The following is a 19,273-nucleotide window of genomic DNA, read 5'->3' on the forward strand; positions in this document are numbered from 1 at the left end:
CCGGGTCAGCAGCTCGAGTTGGTCTGGGTGAGGAGGCCCAGGCGCCAGGGCAGGAGGTTGTAGGGGCCGCTCGAACCGGGTTTCATGCCCTGGTAGAGGAAGCGGAGGTTGCACGGACTGACCGTGAGCGTCTGGTCGTAGCCGCCGCGGATCAGTTCGCCGTGGCTGATGTCGTTCGTCCAGGGGGTGCCGTTGAAGGTGACGTTGTTCCGGCTGGCGAACGGATTCGCCTGGGTGTCGGCCAACGGACTCCAGGGCCCGGCGGCGGATGACGAAGTCCAGGACCGGAACATGCGGCCTCCCGCGGTGATGGCCTCGACCATCAGCAGGTACTCGTTCGTTCCCGCGAGCTTGTAGACGTTGGCGCCCTCGAAGAGCCAGTGGTGGTTGTCGTCGTGCATGGCGATGACCGGCTGGGAGAAGCCGTTCGGGAAGTTCGCCGCGGACGTCTGCGCGCGGTACAGGTTTCCGTTGTCGTCCGAGGAGTACATGTGGCAGTTGGCGCTGTCGCAGATGGTCCAGAAGTCGAGCCACTGCCCGCTGCCCATGTTGTCCAGGACGATCTGCGGGGTGCCGGAGTAGAACTCCGTCGGCGCGCTCCACGATCGCGGGTTCGCGATGTCGGTGGTCGTGGAATACGCGACGTTGTCGCCCACCTGGTAGGTCAAGTACCACCGCTGCCGGGGCGCGAAGTAGAAGACCTGCGGCGCGGCCTTGTAGCCGGTGCCGACCGCGGTGGTGTCGAGGAAGGTCAGCGGCGCGGCACCGGCCTGCGACCAGTCGGTGAAACTCGGGTACGCCAGGCTGTAGGACTGGTTGGTGTTCACGACGCTGGCGAACACGTGGTAGCGGCCATTGTGGAACACGACGGACGGGTCCTTGACGGACACGATGTCGTGGGTCGCGTCGGACTTCGGCCCGATCAGCTGGTCGCTGGAACTCCACTGGAAGCTCGACGGCAGGGAACTGGTGGTCTTCGCGAAGTCGAGGTAGTCGATGTTCGCCAGGCCGGCGCTGGTCGCCGCCGAGAGCCGGATCGTGTTGGAGCCCGCGTTGACGGGGACGGTCACCGTCTCGATCGCCCAGTTGCTCCAGGCGCCGGTCGGTCCGAACGGGACACCGGAGCGGGCCGTGGTGCCGTTGACGCTCACGTTCGCGGCGCGGCCGGCGGTCGCTCCGTTCGCGTACTTGAAGCCCAGCGTGGCGGTACCCGTGCTGGTCGCGTCGACGGTGAACTGCACGCCGGTGTCGGACGAGTTCGGCGGGTTGCAGAAGCCGCTGCCGGAGAACCCGGTGTGGTTCGCGTCGACCGTGCCTTCGCAGGCGGTGTTCTCCGCCTCGTACCGGCCCGTCTGCGCCTCGGCGCGCGCTCCGACAGCGACGAGTGCGACTGCCAGCATTACCGGCAGGAGTGAGACCCTCGGCAGCCGACCCATGGGAATTCCTCCTGAAATATCGATATAATTCGATATACAGTCTCGCGGAAGCGATCGCGGAACGCAAGAGCTCGAGGCCGCTGGACCGGGAACCCGGCTGCTAGCGGCGCGCCGGACCGGTCGATTCGCGCCAGACCACGTGCTGCAAGGGACGCAGCGAGGGTTCGAGCTCGCGACCGGAGATCGCCTTGACCAGGCTCAGCATGGCGTTGCGCCCCAGGCCCTCCAGGTTGACCTCGACGCTGGTCAGGCTTGGCGGGAGGTACTGGCACGCCTCGTTGTTGTCCCAGCCGGTGACGCTGACATCGCCGGGAACGTCCAGGCCGCGGTCGATCAGGGCGCGGATCGCCCCCGCGGCCACCATGTCGTTGGCCGCGATGACGGCCGTCGGCATCGCCTCGTCCGGAAACGAGCGCACCGCGTCGTACCCGGACTTGCCCGACCAGTCGCCGTCGACGACGCCGGCGGATTCCAGTCCCAGCCGATCGACCGTCTCGAGGTACGCGGCCTTCCTGGCCCGCGCCGAGGCGAACTGGAGATTCCCCGCCACGTGGAAGAACCGGCGGTGTCCGAACTCGACCAGGCCCTCCATGAGCTCGATCAGCTGCGAGGCGTCGGCCAGCTCGCCGATGCCGCGCATCTGGTCATCGAAATCGGCTGCGACGACGATCGTCTCCCCGTGCGGCAGATGGTCCTCGACGCCGGGGGAGATCGGCGACAGTGCCAGGATGCCCTCGACCTGCCCGGTGCCGGCGATCTCGAGCATCCGCTCGGTCCTGGTCTCGGTGTCGCCGATGACGCTGACCGCCTCGACGGAGAAGCCGGCCTCGTGGGCGGCCTCAGTCGCGCCGTGCAGCAACCGCGCCGGGTTGTAGACCATGGTCGGCAGGAGGATCGCCAGTCGGCCGGTCCGGCGGGTTCGCATCGACCTCGCGACCAGGTTCGGGCGGTAGTTCAGTTCGCTGACGGCGGCATCGATGCGTGAGAGCGTGTTCGGTTTCAAGCCGTTCCTGGAGCGCAGGTAGCGGGACACCGTCTGGTGTGAGACACCGGCCAGGCGTGCGACCTCCTTGATCGTGGGCCGTCGCGATTCGGTGGAACGCTCGGTCATCCGCTCGGTCTCCTCTCACTGGTGCAATGATCATCTTGACATGAGGGTGATCGTTCACTATCTTAGGTCGAACCTCAAATGGTGAACGATCACTATTTCTTGACGCAAAGGAGCGCCAATGCCGGGTCCCCGCACCGCCCGCGCCTCGGGCGCCGCGCGTCTGCCAGAGGCGGTCTCGTGAGCGCGACCTCGGAACTGCGCAATCTGGGCAGACAGCGCGCGACGGCCAAGCGGCAGAACAAGACCGCGATACTCTTCCTGCTGCCGTGGTTCCTCGGCCTGTTCGTCGTCACGCTCGGCCCGATGCTCGTGTCGCTGCTGCTGAGCTTCACCGACTACAACCTGCTGCAGCCCGCGGAGTTCTCCGGCCTCGAGAACTTCCGCAGGATGCTCGGCGACGAGCGGCTGCACCAGTCCCTCGGCGTCACGCTCACCTATGTGCTGGTCTCGGTCCCGCTCCAGTTGGCCCTCGCGCTGACACTGGCCCTGGTGCTGGATCGAGGGGTGCGGGGCCTGGCGTTCTACCGATCGGTGTTCTATCTGCCCTCGCTGCTGGGCGCCAGTGTCGCGATCGCGGTCCTGTGGCGGACCGTCTTCGGATCGGCCGGGCTGTTCAACGAGGGCCTGGGCCTGCTCGGGATCGAGGGGCGCGGCTGGATCTCGGAGCCCGAGACCGCGCTGAGCACGCTGATCACGCTCAACGTGTGGACGTTCGGCTCACCGATGGTGATCTTCCTGGCCGGGCTGCGGCAGATCCCGCGGATGTACTACGAGGCGGCCAGCGTCGACGGCGCGGGCCGGTGGCGGCAGTTCATGTCGGTGACCCTGCCGCTGCTGACTCCGATCATCTTCTTCAACCTGGTCCTGCAGATCATCCACGCGTTCCAGTCGTTCACCCAGGCGTTCATCGTCTCCGGCGGCACCGGCGGCCCGGCCGACTCCACATTGTTCTACACGCTGTACCTGTACCAGCGCGGCTTCGGGAACTTCGACATGGGCTACGCCTCCGCCCTGGCGTGGCTGCTGCTGCTCATCGTCGGCGCGTTCACCGCGATCAACTTCTGGGCTTCGAAGTATTGGGTCTTCTACAATGACTGACACCCTCGACAAGACCGCCGCCGCACCCCGCGATTCGAGCCGGGCGCCCGGTCGGCGCACCAGAAGCGGCCCGAGCCCGCTCCGCTCGATCCTCAAGCACGCACTGCTCATCCTGGGCGCGCTGGTGATGCTCTACCCGGTGCTGTGGATGGTCGTCAGCTCGCTGCGGCCCAACGATGTCATCTTCCGCGACCCCAGCCTGGTGCTGAACGACCTGCAGACCGGGAACTACGCCGAGGGGTGGAACGCCTTCGCCGATCCTTTCAGCGTCTATCTCGTCAACTCCTCGATCGTCGTTCTGGGTGCGATCCTGGGGAACCTGATCTCCTGCTCGATGGCCGCCTACGCGTTCGCCCGCCTCGAATTCACCGGCAAGCGCTGGTGGTTCGCGATCATGCTCTTGACGATCATGCTCCCGATCCACGTCATCATCGTTCCCCAGTACGTCCTCTTCTCCCAATTCGGCTGGGTCAACACCTTCCTGCCCCTGATCGTGCCCAAGCTGCTGGCCACAGACGCGTTCTTCATCTTCCTGATGGTCCAGTTCATCCGCGGCATACCCGTCGAACTCGACGAGGCCGCCCGCATCGACGGGGCCGGCCATCCGCGCATCTTCGCCCAGGTGATCCTGCCGCTCATGGTCCCGGCCCTGGCGACCACGGCGATCTTCACGTTCATCTGGACCTGGAACGACTTCTTCTCCCAGCTGATCTACCTGACCGACCCGGACCTTTACACCGTGCCACTGGCCCTGCGGGGCTTCGTGGACGCCCAGGCCGGCACCAACTGGGGTGCGGCCTTCGCCATGAGCGTCGTCTCCCTCCTGCCGATCTTCCTGGTCTTCCTGTTCGGACAGAAATTCCTGCTCCGAGGAATCGCCACCACCGGCGGCAAGTAGATGTGCCCACAACCCTGAACCCTTCGCAAAGGAGCGACACCATGCAACGCAGACTTCTCCTCCGCGGCCTCGGCGCCTCTGCCGTCGCAGTGCCCGGCCTGGCCGCCTGCGGCACCGGCGGCGGCGGCGACATGGAACTGAGCGACGACCCGGTCACCATCCGCATGACCTGGTGGGGCGCCGACGTCCGCGCCGACCTCACCAACCAGGCGATCGCCGCGTTCCAAGAGGAACACCCGAACATCACCGTCAAGGCCGAGTTCAAGCCGTGGGAAGGCTACTGGGACGCCCTCGCCACCACCACCGCCGCGAACGACTCGCCCGACGTGCTCCAGATGGACGAGCTCTACCTCGCCTCCTACGGCGATCGCGGCAGCCTGCTCGACCTGTCCGGCGCGGGCGAGTTCCTCGACACCTCCCAATTCGACGAGTCGACCCTCGCGACCGGAGAGGTCGACGGCACCTTGTACGCGATCCCCATCGGCGCGGCCATGCTCGCCAGCTTCGTGAACGCCGACCTGTTCGCCCAGTACGGCGTCGAACTGCCCGACGGCGAGACCTGGACCTGGGACGACTACGCGGCCATCGCGAACGAGCTGGCCGAGAAGAGCGGCGGCGCGATCAACGGCTCCAGCGTCACCGGCGGCAACGACCAGGGCAGCATTCGCTACTGGTCCCGCCTGCACGGCAACGAGCTCTACGGCGATGACGGCCAGGTCACCCTCGACCCCGCCCTGCTGGTCGACCTGTGGAACTACAACCTGGGCCTGATCGAGACCGGGGGCGTCGAGAGCGCCGCCCAGACCGTCGAGAGCCTCACCGCCGGCATCGAGGGCGGCAGCCTGGCCACCGGCAAGGTCGCCATGGGCTTCTTCTACAACACCCAGATCACGCCGGTGCTCGCGGCGAGCGGCGCCGACTTCCGGCTTCTGCAACTGCCCGGCAACGCCGAATCCGCGGCCAACTTCGTCAAACCGTCGATGTACTGGTCGGTCTCCTCCAAGAGTGAGCACCCGGCCGAGGCCGTGACCCTTATCGACTTCCTGGTCAACCACGAGGCCGCCGCCGACATCCTCGGCACCGAGCGCGGCATCCCCGCCAACACGGCCATGCGCGACCACGTCGCGGCCGACCTCGACGAGGGCGAGCAGCGGGCGGTGGAGTACCTCGAATCGGCCGCCGCCGGGCCCGCCGTCAGGGTCACCCCCAACGGAGGCAGCGGATTCGACCAGATGATCCAGCGCTACACCCAGGAAGTCCTGTTCGGGGAGCGCACTCCGCAGGAAGCCGCCGAGGCCTTCGTCGACGAACTCCAGTCCGAAATCGACGCCGCCGCCTAGTCGGCGCCCCAAGAGAAGAGCACCCATGACCGTCTCCAGACCCCCGCTCCGCTGCGGCATCGTCGGCACCGGCGGCATCGCACACGCACATGCCCACGCCCTGACCGAACTGGGCGCCGAACTGGCGGCCGTGGCCGAGATCGACCCGGCCAGCGCCGCGGCGTTCACCGGCCGCTTCCCGGTTCCCGCCGTATACGGCGACGCCGCGACCATGCTGGAGAAGGAGCGGCTCGACCTGGCGCACATCTGCACACCGCCGGGAACCCATGTGCCGCTGGCGATCACGGCGATGCGTGCGGGTGTCCCGGCGCTGGTCGAGAAACCGACCGCGCTGAGTCTGGCCGAGATGGACCAGCTCGCCGCGGTCGAGGCCGAGACCGGAGTACCGGTGCTGACCGTCTTCCAGCACCGGTACGGCCCGGCCGCGATCCGGCTCCGGCGCCTGGCCGCCTCCGGGGCGCTCGGGCGGCCGCTCGTGGCCACCTGCGAGACGCTCTGGTACCGCGACGACGCCTACTTCGCGGTTCCGTGGCGTGGCCGTTGGGAGGTCGAGGGCGGGGGACCGACGATGGGCCACGGCATCCACCAGTTCGACCTGCTCCTGTCGATCCTCGGCCCCTGGACCGAGGTCACGGCCCTCGCCGGGCGCCTGTCTCGCCCCACGAACACCGAGGACGTCTCGATGGCGCTGGCCCGTTTCGAGAACGGTGCGCTGGCCACGGTGGTGAACTCAGTGGTGTCTCCCCGGGAGACCTCCCGGCTCCGCTTCGACTTCGAATACGCCACTGTGGAACTCGAGCACCTCTACGGCTACCGGGAGGCCGACTGGAGTTTCACGCCCGCACCGGGACACGAGGAGCTCGCCGACTTGTGGAACGAGTTCGGCGGCGGCGATCCGGAGAGCGGCCACCGCCTCCAGATCGAGGCGGTCCTCGACGCCCTCGCCAACGGCACCGAACCGGGCGTCTCCCTTGCAGAGGCCCGCCGGACGATGGAGTTCGCCGCCGCCACCTACGCCTCGGCCTTCCAGGGCCGCCCCGTCGCGGCCGGCGAGATCACCGGCCAGGACCCGTTCAACCGCAGCATGGACGGCGGCGCCGTTCCGTGGGCGCCGATCAAGGACACCATTGCATGAGCCACCTCGACCTCCGCCACGACGTCGGCAGCGCCGTTACCGTCCGTGACGGCGAGACCGACCTGTTCCGCTACGTCTACCGGCCCGACTCCCCGCAACTGGAGTCGCCCAAGCCGTACCTGCACCCGATCCGCACCCGCGCCGGACACCTGGTGAGCCTCTACCGGCCTTGGGACCACGTGTGGCACAAGGGCATCGCGCTGTCGCTGCCGCACGTGGGGGAGGAGAACTTCTGGGGCGGACCGACCTACGTCCACGGGCAGTTCTACGTCCAGAAGGACAACAACGGCACCCAGCGGCATCGGGACTTCACCGAGATCGACTCGACCGACGGCTCGGTCAGGCTCTCCCATGAGCTCGACTGGATCACCCAGGCCGGAGCGGCATTCCTGACCGAACGTCGCACGATCGGCGCGCGCCTGCTCTCGGCCGAGGCCTGGATGCTGACCTTCGAGACCGAACTCAGCAACGTCTCCGGATCCGACATCGCAATCGGCTCGCCGACCACGAAGGGCCGCGAGAACGCCGGCTACGGCGGCCTGTTCTGGCGCGGCCCGCGCGCCTTCACCGGCGGCCGTCTAGTCACCGCCGAGGGTTCAGGCTCCGGCAACGACATGCGCGGACAGCGCCACGAGTGGATGGGCTTCGCCGGACGCCACGACGACATCGACGCCACCTCGCTGGTGCTCATGGTCGACGACGCCGAGAACCCGCACCACCCGCCGCAGTGGTTCGCCCGCAGCGAGGAGTTCGCCTGCCTCAACCCCGCGCCGTTCTTCAGCGACGAGCTGACCATCCCTGACGGAGCGGCGGTCCGGTTCCGATACGGCGTGGGCATCGCCGACGCCGACGCTGAGGACGCCCCGGACCTGGCGGCGGCCGTGCGCAAAGCCCTCTGATGGGTCCCGTAGAAACGGCGGCCACGGCACCCGTGATCGCCGGCTGCTTCCCCGACCCGTCGGTCTGCCGGGTCGGGGAGGACTTCTACCTGGCGAACTCCTCAATGGAGTACGCACCGGCAGTGCCGATCTGGCATTCGCGCGACCTGGTCTCGTGGCGGCAGATCGGCAACGCCCTCGACCGGGACGAGCAGTTCCCGGCGGGGCGTTCGACCGCCAGCCGCGGCGTCTACGCCCCGACCTTGCGCCACCACAAGGGCCGGTTCTGGCTGGTCACCACCGATATCGACGATCCGCGCGGCGGGCACCTGCTCTACAGCGCCACCGACGCGGCGGGTCCGTGGTCGGACCCGGTGCATCTAGGCGGGTTGGACGGGATCGACCCGGACCTGGCCTGGGACGAGGACGGCACCTGCCTGCTCACCTACTGCTCCTGGAACGAGCAGCAGATCGGCATCCGGCAGGTCGCGATCGACCCCGGCACCGGCGGGGTGCTGGAGGAGCCGCGGTGGATCTGGCACGGCACCGGTCTGGGCAATCCCGAAGGCCCGCACCTGTACCGGCGCGGCGAATGGTGGCACCTGGTCATCGCCGAGGGCGGCACCGACCGCGGGCACGTGGTCTCGGTCGCCCGCTCGCGCTCACCCCGCGGCCCTTTCGAGGCCGCGCCGCACAACCCGGTCTTCACTCATCGCAGTACCCGGCATCCAGTGCAGAACGTGGGCCATGCCGACCTAGTTGAGCGCTCCGACGGGACTTGGGCCGCAGTGCATCTGGGGGTTCGTCCCCGCGGGCGCACCCCGCGCTACCACGTCAACGGGCGCGAGACCTTCCTCGCTGAGATCGCGTGGACGGATGAGTGGCCGCAGTTCACGCCCTCAGGCGCGAAGCTGGCACCCGCGCGGTGGTCCTTCACCGACGATTTCACCGCGCCGCGGCTCGACCACAGGTGGGTCTCGCCCGGAGCGCGGCCCGATCAGTGCGCCCGTCTCGTCCCTGGCGGCGTCCGATTGGAACCTGCCGCAAGCGACTCGGGCGAGCCGTCGGGATTGTTCTTCCGTGCCGCCGGGAACCGTTGGAAAGCCGACGTCACCGTCGAGCCCGGGCAGTCGGTCGTGACCGCAGCGGTGCGGATCGACCGCCGACACTGGTACGGCATCCGCGTCAAAGACGATGTAGCAGCAGCGGTCTCGCATGTCGGCGAGGTCGAGGCCGTCGCCGGCGCCTGCCCGCTGCCGTCCGCCGCGGTCACGTTCCGCATCCGCTCAGTCGAGGCCACAAAGGAGGGACCGGACGACATCGAACTCGGCATCGTCGACGCCTCCGGGTTCACCGCGCTCGCGCGTCTGGACGGGCGCTACCTCTCGACCGAGGTCGCCGGCGGCTTCACTGGCCGCATGATCGGACTGTGGACTGAGACCGGCTCGGCGCTGGTGAAGGGGATCGAATTCACTGAACTCCCCGAGTAGCCCGCCGGAGCGGCGTCAGCCGTGCCGGGCGGGCGTGGTGCCGCGAAGGATGACGCGAGGCTCGAACTCGACCCTCCGGCGATCGGCGGCGGACTCGGTCAACGCGAGCTCCACCGCGGCGGCGCCCACACTCGCGAGCGCGAGGTCCACACTGGTCAGTGTCGGCGTGACGTCTTCGGTCCCCACCACATCGTCGAACCCGGCGACGCCGATCTCGGTGCCGGGACTGAGGCCCGCGTCGCGCATCGCGCTCATCGCGCCTATGGCCATCGCATCGGTGGCGGCGAGGACCACGTCGAGGCCTTCGTGCCGCTGCTCGACCAGGCTCCTGACCGCGTCGTACCCGCCGTCCCGGGTCATCGGCGCGCGCACGACGGCGCCGTACTCGATCCGCATCCCCAGGCTGCGGGCGGTTTCGACGATGCCGTCCTCCCACTGGCGCGCGGCCGCCGAGTCGTGGTCGGGCCGGATCAGGGCGGGCGACCGGTAGCCGAGGCGGAACAGTTCGGCGACGAGTGCCGAGGCGCCGCGTCGGCGGGGGACGACCGCGGTGTCGAAGGGCAGCTCGTCGTCTCCGGCGATCACCACCCGGCCGCCCTCCTGTGTGTAGCGCGCGAGCTCCTCCTCAAGGGACGTCCGCGAGACCGGGGAGCCGCTGCGCGCACCGGTCAGGATCATGGCGTGCGGTCTGAGGCTGCGCATCATGCGCACGACCCGGACCTCGTCGTCGATGGCGTGGTCCGTCCCGGCGAAGGTGGCCACGAGACCGGAGGCGCCCGCCTGCTCGATCACGCCGTGCACGATCTCGGCGTTGTAGGGGTCGCGGATGTCGGAGACGAGCACGGCCACCATCGCGGTCGCACCGGTGGTCGTGGCCCGCGCCGACGCGTTCGGGCGGTAGCCCAGGCGCCTGGCGGTCTCCATGACCCGCGCGCGCAGCTCCGGTGACACGTACTGGGACCTCGGGTCGAGCGCCCGTGAGGCCGAGGCCTTGGAGACGCCGGCCGCGTCGGCGACATCGCGGAGGGTGACCGTCGACGGTCGGGTCCGGATGCCCGGAGGCTGGTCGTCGGTGGCAGGGTCTGTGGTCACAATGGCATCCTGGCATCGGGCGCATCTCGGGGTGCGCCGCCCCGCCCCTCGACCGATCGCCTGCGCGCTTTCGAGGGAGCGTTCGACATTGGAGGTTTTGTGCGGCGAGCGTATCAGAAGGCGACCCTACGTGACGTCGCTCAGGCGGCCGGCGTATCGCCCTCGACCGCGTCCCGCGTGCTCAACGGGGGCGACCTCCACGTGAGCGAGCGGCTCTCGGCCCGCGTCCTCGCGGTGGCGGAATCTCTCGGCTACGTCTCGAACCAGGCGGCCCGGGCGCTGCGAGGGCGGCGGACGGCGGTCATGCTGCTCGCGAGCGATCCGAGGACCGCGTCCCTGGCCGCGATCGCCGCCGGCATGGAGGCGGCGGGCCGGGAACGCGGTGCGCTGGTCAGCATCACCAGTGCCGGAAGCGGCGCGGCCGCGCACCGGACGGCCCTCGAAGTGCTGCGCGGGCTGCGCCCCCGCGCCCTGGTCGTGACGAGCGCGAGTTTCGCCGACGTCCCGAGCGAGCAGGTCCTCCCCGAACTCGAGCGCTTCCGTGCCGACGGCTGCGGCGTGGTCTTCATCGGCGAGCACGACACGCCGTTCCCGGCGGTGCGCTTCGACGACTTCGAGCTGGGGAGGACCGTCGGCCGCTACATGGGCGGGTTGGGACGCCGCCACGCCGCCGTCCTGACCAGCCCGCGTCACCCGGCGCTCGACAGCCGCACCGAGGGCTTCCTGCGGGGCCTGTCCGAGCGGGGCTTCGACCCGGACTCGGTGGTGGTCGAGCAGTGCGAGATCACCCGGGAGGGCGGCAGGGACGCGGCCCGCCGGATCTCGCAGGTGCGCCCGCGGCCGGACCTCGTGCTCGCGGGCAACGACGTCCTCGCCATCGGCGCCCTGAACGAGTTCAGGCGCTCAGGTCTCGACGTGCCGACCGACATCGCCCTGTCCGGAGTGGACGACATTCCGCTCGCGCGCGACGTCACTCCGTCGCTGACCACGGTGGCGCTGCCGTTCGCCGAGGCCGGACGGGCGGCGCTGGAGATGGCGCTCGCGACCGAGCCTCCGCAGGACGTCGTGCTGCCCGGACGGCTCATCGTCCGGGCCAGCACCGCCTCCGACTCCGGAGGCCGCTGAGCCGCTGGAGCCCTCCCATCCGGAGGAACGACCGAGTCACGTACGGAATGCCCGATTTCGCGTAATGAAACCGTTATCCAAATTCAGCAGTAACCCTGGTTGACAGGCTCTGGAACCGTTGTCATGATGATTCAAGGTCTGGCGGCAGCCCATCCCTCGGCACAAGGCGTCGCCAAAAGCACCGCGACGAACGACAACCGCCGATCCAGAACATGAAACGGATCCAATGGAGGCTCCCATGAAACCCCTGCTCTCGCGCATAGGCGCGGCCACTCTCGCTTCGGCGATGAGCGTCTCGCTCCTCGCCGCCTGCTCATCCGGAGACGACGGCGACGGCGTGACCCTCCGCTACTTCTGGTGGGGCTCCGACGCCCGCCACGCCTACACCCAGGAGATCCTGGAACGGTTCGAAGAGCTCCACCCCGACATCAACGTCGAGCCGGAATTCACCAGCTGGGACGACTACTGGAACAAGCTCTCGACCTCCGCGGCCGCCCAGGATCTGCCCGACGTCATGCAGGTCGTCGATCCGCTCATGTACCCCTACATCGAGAACGGCCAGCTGCTGGACCTGAACACGGTGGCCGACGCGGCGCACCTGGAGCGCTACAGCGAGTCGACGCTGTCCCTGTCCACTGTCGACGACGGGGTGTACGCCGTGCCGGGCGGCGTCTCCGGATTCAGCGTCGCGATCGCCCCGGAGGCGTTCGCGGAAGCCGGTGTCGAGATCCCGGACGAGTCAACATGGGACTGGGACGACTACATCGAGACCGCGGCCGCCATCAGCGCGGCCAACCCTGACATGGCCGGCAGCGATATCCCCATGTTCTCCCAGGTCGCCACGGTCTGGCTTCGTCAGCACGGCGAGAACTGGTGGTCCCCTGACGGTTCCGACCTCGCTTTCACCCCTGAGACCTTGGCGGGCTACTGGGACTGGGTGATCCGTCTGCGCGACAGCGGCGGCACCCCGAGCGTCGAGACCATGGTGGAGGCCCATGGCGCCGGCTCGAGCGCGGCGCAGTCCCTCTTGGCCCTGCACAAGGTCGCGATGAACCCGGCCCTGGCCACGAACCAGTTGGGTGAACTCGAGGAGACCTCCGGAGGCGCCGCCCAGCTGATGATCTACCCGGGTGAATCGGACGCCCAAGTGACCGGCTCCTTCGTCAAGCCCGGCCTGTTCTACGCCGCCTCGGCCGCCACCGAGCACCCCGAGGAGGCCGCCATGCTGCTGGACTTCCTCAACTCCGCCGAAGCCATCGAGCTCCAGAAGTTCGACCGGGGCGTCCCGGTCGATCCCGCGGTCGTCGAGACGGTCTCCGGCGATCTGACCGAGACCGAACTCGCCGTGGCCGACTACAACGCACGGGTCACGGCACTCGGCCCCGAACCGCTCCCGATTCCGAACGCCAACGCCGGCGGAGCCATGGACGAGCTCTACGACCGGATCAACATCGACGTCCTGTTCGACCGGCTCACGCCGGAAGAGGCCGCGCAGCAGTTCTACGACGGACTGAAGGCTGAGCTCTAGCGGGAGGCGGGTGCGGGCTGCGGCCTGCACCCGCCGCACCATCCCCATCGGAGTCGAACCGGTGCGCCGCCCGCGGCGCCCCGAATTCCCTGGAACGGAGTCACGATGACGAAGACCGGCAGGCGCATGAGCGCGGCGGCCCGGCAGGAGGAGCGCGCGGCATGGATGCTCATGGCCCCTTGGTTCCTCGGCGTGGTCGCGGTGACCTTGGGGCCGCTGCTGGCCTCGCTCTACCTGTCCTTCACCGACTACAACCTGTTGAGCGCCCCCGAGTGGGTGGGACTCGAGAACTACGCCGAGATGCTCCGGGACACGCGGCTGCACAAGGCACTCGCGGTGACCGCCACCTACACGTTCGTGAGCGTCCCGCTCATGCTGGCGGTCGCGCTGGCGCTGGCGATGCTGCTCAACCGCGGCATCAAGGGCCTGGCGTTCTACCGATCGGTGTTCTACCTGCCCTCACTCCTCGGCGGCTCGGTGGCCGTCGGCGTCCTGTGGCGTCAGGTCTTCGGGATCGAGGGACTGGTCAACCAGTTCCTCGGGCTGTTCGGGATCGAGGGGCCGGGCTGGATCGCCAACCCCGATACGGCGCTCATCTCCCTGATCCTGCTGCACGTGTGGACGTTCGGATCCTCGATGGTCATCTTCCTGGCGGGCCTGAGGCAGATCCCCGAGCACCTCTACGAGGCTGCGGCCCTCGACGGCGCGTCCAAACGGGACCAGTTCCGCCACGTGACCGTCCCGATGCTCACGCCGATCATCTTCTTCAACATGGTGCTGGGCATCATCAACTCGTTCCAGACCTTCACGCAGGCATTCGTGGTCTCGGGCGGAACGGGCGGCCCGTCGGACTCGACGCTCCTGTACTCGCTCTACCTGTACAGCGAGGCGTTCGGGCGGCTCCACATGGGCTACGCCTCGGCGATGGCCTGGCTGCTCGTGGTCATCGTCGGCGTCTTGACGGCGATCAACTTCTACTTCAGCAAGCGGTGGGTGTTCTACAGTGACGGCAACTGAAATCAGAACCGGCCCCCTCGTCGGGAAGACCGAGCCTCCGGCGCCGCGACGCGGCGGCGGGACCGGACCCGGACGGATCAGGCGGCTGGTCAAGCACGTGATGCTGATCTTGGTCGGCACGGTGATGATCTACCCGCTGCTGTGGATGGTCGCCAGTGCGTTCAAACCGGATGCGCTGATCTTCCGCGACCCGTCGCTCCTGCCGACCGACATCGACCTGAGCCACTTCCCGAACGGGTGGAGCGCGTTGGCGCACCCGTTCAGCGTGTACCTGCTGAACTCGGCGATCGTGGTCCTCGGCGCTCTGATCGGCAACCTGGTGAGCTGCTCGATGACCGCCTACGCCTTCGCCCGCCTGCGGTGGCGCGGCCGGAAGGTCAGCTTCGCGATCATGCTGCTGACCCTCATGGTGCCGATCTACGTGATTCTCGTGCCGCAGTACGTGGCGTTCTCCCAGATCGGCTGGGTCAACACCTTCCTGCCGCTGATCGTGCCGAAGTTCCTGGCCACCGACGCGTTCTTCGTGTTCCTGATGGTGCAGTTCTTCCGCGGCCTGCCGCGCGAGTTGGACGAGGCCGCGAAGATCGACGGCGCCGGCTACTGGCGCATCTTCTTCCGGATCCTGCTGCCCATCTCGGTTCCGGCTCTGGCCACGACCGCGATCTTCACGTTCGTGTGGACCTGGAACGACTTCTTCGCCCAGCTCATCTATCTCACCAAGCCGGAGATGCAGACCGCGCCGGTCGCGTTGCGCAACTTCGTGGACGCGACGGCCGGGGCTTCCTGGGGTTTGCTCTTCGCCATGTCGATCGTGACCCTGATCCCGGTCTTCATCGTGTTCCTCGTCGGCCAGAAGTACCTCGTCAAGGGCATCGCCACCACCGGGCTCAAATAGCCCGAGAGCGGCCCGCTCCGGAAACCTGGAGCGGGCCGCTTTCCACCACTACATATCCACAAATGCAGATACAACGATCATAAAGCGACGAAAGGAGTGCGAGACGATGTCCGCACGCAAACGACGGCCGAGCGGCGGTGTCACGCGACGCGCGGTGCTCACCCTCCCGGCCGTGTCCCTGGTCGGGACCGTCCTGGTCCAGCAGCCCGCGATCGCCCAGACCACGCCGATCTCGGTGGTCGACACATCGAAGTCCACTTACGACAGAGAAGTGCTCCTGGTGGACGGCGAGCCGTTCTACCACAGCGGCGTCCAGTTCCGCTACGAGCACCAGAGGTACCAGAAGGGTTGGACGGACGCCCAACTCAAGCCGATCCTGCAGATGATCGCCGAGGACGGCTTCAGCGTCGTCAACATCCCGCTCTGGTGGTCCCAGGCCGAACCGTCGAAGGACACCTTCGACTGGACCGACCTGGAGAAGTACGTCGACTGGTGCGGCGAGTACGGCCTCAAGCTCGAACTGCTGTGGTTCAGCCATGAGTCGACCGGCCACTCGATGCCGATCCGCGTCCCCGACTACGTGTGGAACGACTACCAGCTCGTAGTCGACTCCAGCGGCACCCCGCTCCAGAGCGGCGACCACTTCCTGTTCGACAAGACCGATCCGAACCTCCTCGCCCGCGAGCAGCTCGTGCTCGGTGCGGTGATGGAGCACCTCGCCGCCTACGACACCGGCCACACCACCGTGGGCATCCAAGTCACCAATGAGCCCAACGTCGCCCAGCTCCAGTGGGGCGTCTCCTCGGACCGCAGCTACAGCAGCTACAGCAACGCGCTGTGGGACCAGGGCGGGTACACCGACGCAGGACAGTTCCGACGCGACGTGCTCCTGAACTACCTGACCGAACTCGGCCGGGTGGTCAAGGACTCCGGTTACCCCATCTACACCCGCACCAACACCGTCGGGGACGCTCGGCCCGTCGCCGAGAACGAGGCGCTGCGCTCGCAGGGCGCCAACACCATCGACTTCTTCGGCTACGACCCGTACACGACCAACATCGACACCTTCTACAAATACGGGATCGAGTCGATGTGGGCCCAGGGGGACAACTTCCCCATGGTCATGGAGACCTTCGCCGGGACCGACAACGCGCACGTCACGAAGTTCAACTCGATCGCCGGGGGCGCGGTGCACAACCTGTACGCGGCCACCGACGGATACGCGGCCTCGGGCAGTTCCAACCACGGCCTCTACAACTTCGACCCGACCACCCATGCGGTCACCCGCAAGCAGGTCTCGTTCGAGATCCGCGACCTCAACTTCACGATCAACAAGATCCGGACGGACCTGGCGACCAAGGCGCCGGTGGAGGCGGGAGGCTCGCAGGTCCAGACGTACAACCGCGCCGCCGCCGCCTCGTTCGACGTCACCAAACGGCTGGCGAGTCTGAACCTGAACTACGCGACCACCACCGGCGGCCAGGGCATCGCGGTCGAGCGCAGTGCCACCGAGTTCGCCCTGATCAGCATCGACAACGGCGGGACCTACTCGTTCCCCGACACCTACGGGACCGTGGGCTCGGTCGAGGTCGGCTCCTACGACGCGAACGACACGTGGGTCGGTCAAGGCAACCGGTCCTACTCCGTGAGCGGCGGGACGATCGACGTCACCGTGAACGAGGGCGAGGCGGTGCGCGTGATGTTCGCGAACGTCTCCGGTCCGGTGAGCGGTGCGGTCTACAAGTTGAAGAACGCGGTGACGGGAGGCTATCTGGACTCGGGCAGCGCCGGGAGCCTCACTACGGGGGCCGGGACGATCTACGACGATCAGGACTGGATCCTCACCCAGGGCGCCGATGGTGCCTGGACGATCGAGAACGTCCGGGCCGGTCGGTCGTATCTGGACACCGAGCCGAACAACGTCGTCATCTGGAACGACGGCTACATCGGTCCCGACACGAAGTGGAGCGTCGAGCCGGCATCCGGTGGCTTCCGCTTCAACAACCAGGCCGCCGACCGGTCGTATCTGTACGCGACCTCGACCGGGCAGGTGCAGTGGAACACCGGCGCCACCGACAACAGCACCGTCTGGATCCTCGAACGACGGTAGCCGCACCCATCTCACGGCGCCGTCCCGCACCGCGGCACGGGGCGGCGCCATCGACACCGGACCGTCCAGCCCCGGTCGTCCGCATCGACCGGGGCTGGCCAACCCTCAACGCAGAGGAGATCGAACATGTCCACAACCGCACCGGCGGGCTTCCGTCCACGGAAGTCGGCCGGCCTATTCGTCGCCGTCGCGTCCCTGATCCTGGCGGCCCTGGCAGTTCCTCAAGGCGCGTCGGCCGCAGGGGAGCCGAACACCGTGCTCATCGATGAGACCTTCGACGCCCAGACCGTTCCGGAGAACTTCGGTTTCCCCACGGGGGCCTCCGTCGGCAACGGCAGTCTGACCATCACGGAGAACATGGGCAATTACACGACCTCGGTCAGCCCGTTCGCGTCGGAGGTCGCGAGCGAGTCGACGCTGGACCTGAGCTTCGACTGGAAGACCTCGATCGCCAGCGACGGCATGAAGACCGGTCTGGAACTGCGCGACGACGGAGGGCGCCTGGTCTTCGCCATCGCGGCGACCGGCTCCGAACTCCGCTACGCGGTGGCCGGACCCGACTCGGACTCGACCGCCGCTCCCGATGCGCTCAACCCGACATGGATCAAGCGGACCTTCGACCGGAGCAAGTGGTACACGGTCGACCTGCACATGGACTTCATCCTCGGGAAGGTCCAGTACACGATCACCAGCAAAGAGGCCGCGGCGCAGGTGATGGCCTCCGGAACCGGAGCGATCACCGGGACCGGTCTCGCGAAGCTGGTCGCCTGCAACTACTACGGCACCGGACCGCAGTCGATCGACAACTTCCACCTGGTCAGGCCCGGTTATGCCGCGAACGGCGTCCTCGAAGGCGCATCGGTCTACGCATTCGGCGACAGCATCGTATACGGGCACAAGTACTCGCGCGGCTTCGTGGACTTCACCGCCGAACGCGAAGGGATGCAGCTGACGAAATACGCGGTGAACGGCGCGACCGTCGGCCCGGTGTCAGGCGACCCCGCCGGGAAGATCCTCACCCAGGTCAACTCGGCCAGCTCGCAGACGCCCGATTACGTGGTCTTCGACGGCGGCACGAATGACGCGCTCAGGCTCCAGTCGGTCGCGGAATACACCATGGGAGCGGTCAGCGCCTCCATGGACCCGGCCGACTTCGACACCAGCACCTTCGCCGGGTCGTTCGAGACCACCGTCTACACCATGAAACAGAAGTGGCCGGCCGCCCGGCTGGTGTACGTCCCCGTCCACAAGCTGGGCTCCCGTGACTGGGACACCCAGCTCGCCTTGCGCGACGTCGCCCTCGAAGCCGCCCAGAAGTGGGGCGTGGCGGTCGCCGACGTCTTCGCCGACACGACGCTCGACACCCGCATCGAGGACCACCGGGTGGCATACACCTTCGACGACCTCCTGGGCGGCTACCCGGGCACAGGCGGCTCGGGCACGCACCCGAACATCGCGGGCATCACCGGTTTCTACGTGCCGGTGCTCACCACGAAGCTGACCGAGCTCGCCGGCAGCGCCTCGTCCGGTCCCGTCAGCGGTGCCACTTACAAGCTGAGGAATGCGGCGACGGGGGAGTACCTGGACTCGGGAAGCGCAGGGAGCCTCAGTATGAATGCCGGGACCATCTACGACGACCAGGACTGGATCCTCACCCAAGGTTCCGACGGCACCTGGACGATCGACAATGTCCGGTCCGGTCGGTCGTATCTGGACACGGAACCGAACAATGTCGTCATTTGGAACGACGGCTATATCGGACCCGACACGAAGTGGAGCATCGAGTCGGTGCCCGGCGGCTTCCGGTTCAACAACCAGGCCCCCGGCCGGTCGTACTTGTATGCGACCTCGACCGGTGAGGTCCGGTGGAACACCGGCGCCACCGACGGCAGCACCGTCTGGATCCTCGAACGGCAGTAGCCGCCGAGGCCACGTAACGAAAGGCGCCGCCCCGCACTGGATCACGACGCGGTGCGGCGCCTTCGACACCGGCACCTTCGCCGGTTGCCAGGCGCAGCAGTTGTCTGCGGTCGATGGTCATGAAGGCTCTCTTCTGGCGCTGAGCCGGATTCGGGGGTTCGGAAAGGGGCGGCGGCGTCGGTGGCGCGCAGGCGCATCCG

Annotated in this window: 15 protein-coding genes; 12 read left to right on the forward strand and 3 right to left on the reverse strand. The window is 67.8% G+C overall.

The window, feature by feature from the left end; all coding sequences use genetic code 11:
• Positions 1–5: 5 nt before the first annotated feature.
• Positions 6–1,400: a non-reducing end alpha-L-arabinofuranosidase family hydrolase gene (locus tag ACFO8M_RS24930; RefSeq protein ID WP_387980538.1), complete on the reverse strand. Its 1,395-nt coding sequence runs from the start codon at positions 1,398–1,400 to the stop codon at positions 6–8.
• A gap of 136 nt (positions 1,401–1,536) precedes the next feature.
• The gene (locus ACFO8M_RS24935; protein WP_387980540.1) at positions 1,537–2,547 is read right to left on the reverse strand and encodes a LacI family DNA-binding transcriptional regulator; all 1,011 of its coding nucleotides are present in this window, start codon (positions 2,545–2,547) and stop codon (positions 1,537–1,539) included.
• A 177-nt stretch (positions 2,548–2,724) separates the two neighbouring features.
• On the opposite strand from ACFO8M_RS24935, the gene ACFO8M_RS24940 reads away from it, so the two are divergent.
• The 6 genes from ACFO8M_RS24940 to ACFO8M_RS24965 are packed head-to-tail and all read left to right on the forward strand — an operon-like array spanning position 2,725 to position 9,386.
• Entirely contained in the window at positions 2,725–3,645 is a 921-nt protein-coding gene (locus ACFO8M_RS24940; protein WP_387980541.1) for a carbohydrate ABC transporter permease, read from the forward strand.
• Positions 3,638–4,543 (forward strand): carbohydrate ABC transporter permease, encoded by a 906-nt coding sequence (locus ACFO8M_RS24945; RefSeq protein WP_387980542.1) that lies wholly within the window; start codon positions 3,638–3,640, stop codon positions 4,541–4,543. Before ACFO8M_RS24940 ends, ACFO8M_RS24945 begins: the two co-directional genes overlap by 8 nt.
• A 41-nt stretch (positions 4,544–4,584) precedes the next feature.
• Complete coding sequence (locus ACFO8M_RS24950; RefSeq protein WP_387980544.1) at positions 4,585–5,883, forward strand: ABC transporter substrate-binding protein; 1,299 nt, start codon at positions 4,585–4,587, stop codon at positions 5,881–5,883.
• A 25-nt stretch (positions 5,884–5,908) separates the two neighbouring features.
• Positions 5,909–7,018: a Gfo/Idh/MocA family protein gene (locus tag ACFO8M_RS24955; RefSeq protein WP_387980546.1), complete on the forward strand. Its 1,110-nt coding sequence runs from the start codon at positions 5,909–5,911 to the stop codon at positions 7,016–7,018.
• Entirely contained in the window at positions 7,015–7,917 is a 903-nt protein-coding gene (locus ACFO8M_RS24960; RefSeq protein WP_387980548.1) for a DUF6807 domain-containing protein, read from the forward strand. Before ACFO8M_RS24955 ends, ACFO8M_RS24960 begins: the two co-directional genes overlap by 4 nt.
• On the forward strand, positions 7,917–9,386 hold the full coding sequence (locus ACFO8M_RS24965) for a glycoside hydrolase family 43 protein (protein WP_387980550.1): 1,470 nt from the start codon (positions 7,917–7,919) through the stop codon (positions 9,384–9,386). The genes ACFO8M_RS24960 and ACFO8M_RS24965 overlap by 1 nt, the downstream gene beginning before the upstream one ends.
• 15 nt (positions 9,387–9,401) lie before the next feature.
• Here ACFO8M_RS24965 and ACFO8M_RS24970 read toward each other — a convergent pair whose 3' ends face one another.
• The gene (locus ACFO8M_RS24970; RefSeq protein WP_387980552.1) at positions 9,402–10,478 is read right to left on the reverse strand and encodes a LacI family DNA-binding transcriptional regulator; all 1,077 of its coding nucleotides are present in this window, start codon (positions 10,476–10,478) and stop codon (positions 9,402–9,404) included.
• 99 nt (positions 10,479–10,577) lie between these two features.
• On the opposite strand from ACFO8M_RS24970, the gene ACFO8M_RS24975 reads away from it, so the two are divergent.
• From ACFO8M_RS24975 to ACFO8M_RS25000, 6 genes are all read left to right on the forward strand, one after another.
• Positions 10,578–11,603 (forward strand): LacI family DNA-binding transcriptional regulator, encoded by a 1,026-nt coding sequence (locus tag ACFO8M_RS24975; protein WP_387980554.1) that lies wholly within the window; start codon positions 10,578–10,580, stop codon positions 11,601–11,603.
• A 238-nt stretch (positions 11,604–11,841) separates the two neighbouring features.
• Positions 11,842–13,131, forward strand: coding sequence for an ABC transporter substrate-binding protein (locus tag ACFO8M_RS24980; protein ID WP_387980556.1), 1,290 nt, complete (start codon positions 11,842–11,844; stop codon positions 13,129–13,131).
• Between the two features lie 105 nt (positions 13,132–13,236).
• Positions 13,237–14,148 (forward strand): carbohydrate ABC transporter permease, encoded by a 912-nt coding sequence (locus ACFO8M_RS24985; protein ID WP_387980558.1) that lies wholly within the window; start codon positions 13,237–13,239, stop codon positions 14,146–14,148.
• A complete protein-coding gene (locus ACFO8M_RS24990) occupies positions 14,135–15,043 on the forward strand; it encodes a carbohydrate ABC transporter permease (RefSeq protein ID WP_387980560.1) in 909 nt (302 codons plus the stop codon). The genes ACFO8M_RS24985 and ACFO8M_RS24990 overlap by 14 nt, the downstream gene beginning before the upstream one ends.
• Before the next feature lie 106 nt (positions 15,044–15,149).
• On the forward strand, positions 15,150–17,153 hold the full coding sequence (locus tag ACFO8M_RS24995; RefSeq protein WP_387980562.1) for a DUF4978 domain-containing protein: 2,004 nt from the start codon (positions 15,150–15,152) through the stop codon (positions 17,151–17,153).
• A gap of 126 nt (positions 17,154–17,279) precedes the next feature.
• Positions 17,280–19,073 carry a GDSL-type esterase/lipase family protein gene (locus ACFO8M_RS25000; protein WP_387980564.1) on the forward strand — a complete coding sequence of 598 codons (1,794 nt, stop codon included), beginning with the start codon at positions 17,280–17,282 and terminating at the stop codon, positions 19,071–19,073.
• Positions 19,074–19,273: the final 200 nt, after the last annotated feature.

Origin of the sequence: Glycomyces rhizosphaerae (assembly GCF_042647865.1) — a bacterium.
Classification (GTDB): Bacteria; Actinomycetota; Actinomycetes; order Mycobacteriales; family Micromonosporaceae; genus Glycomyces; species Glycomyces rhizosphaerae.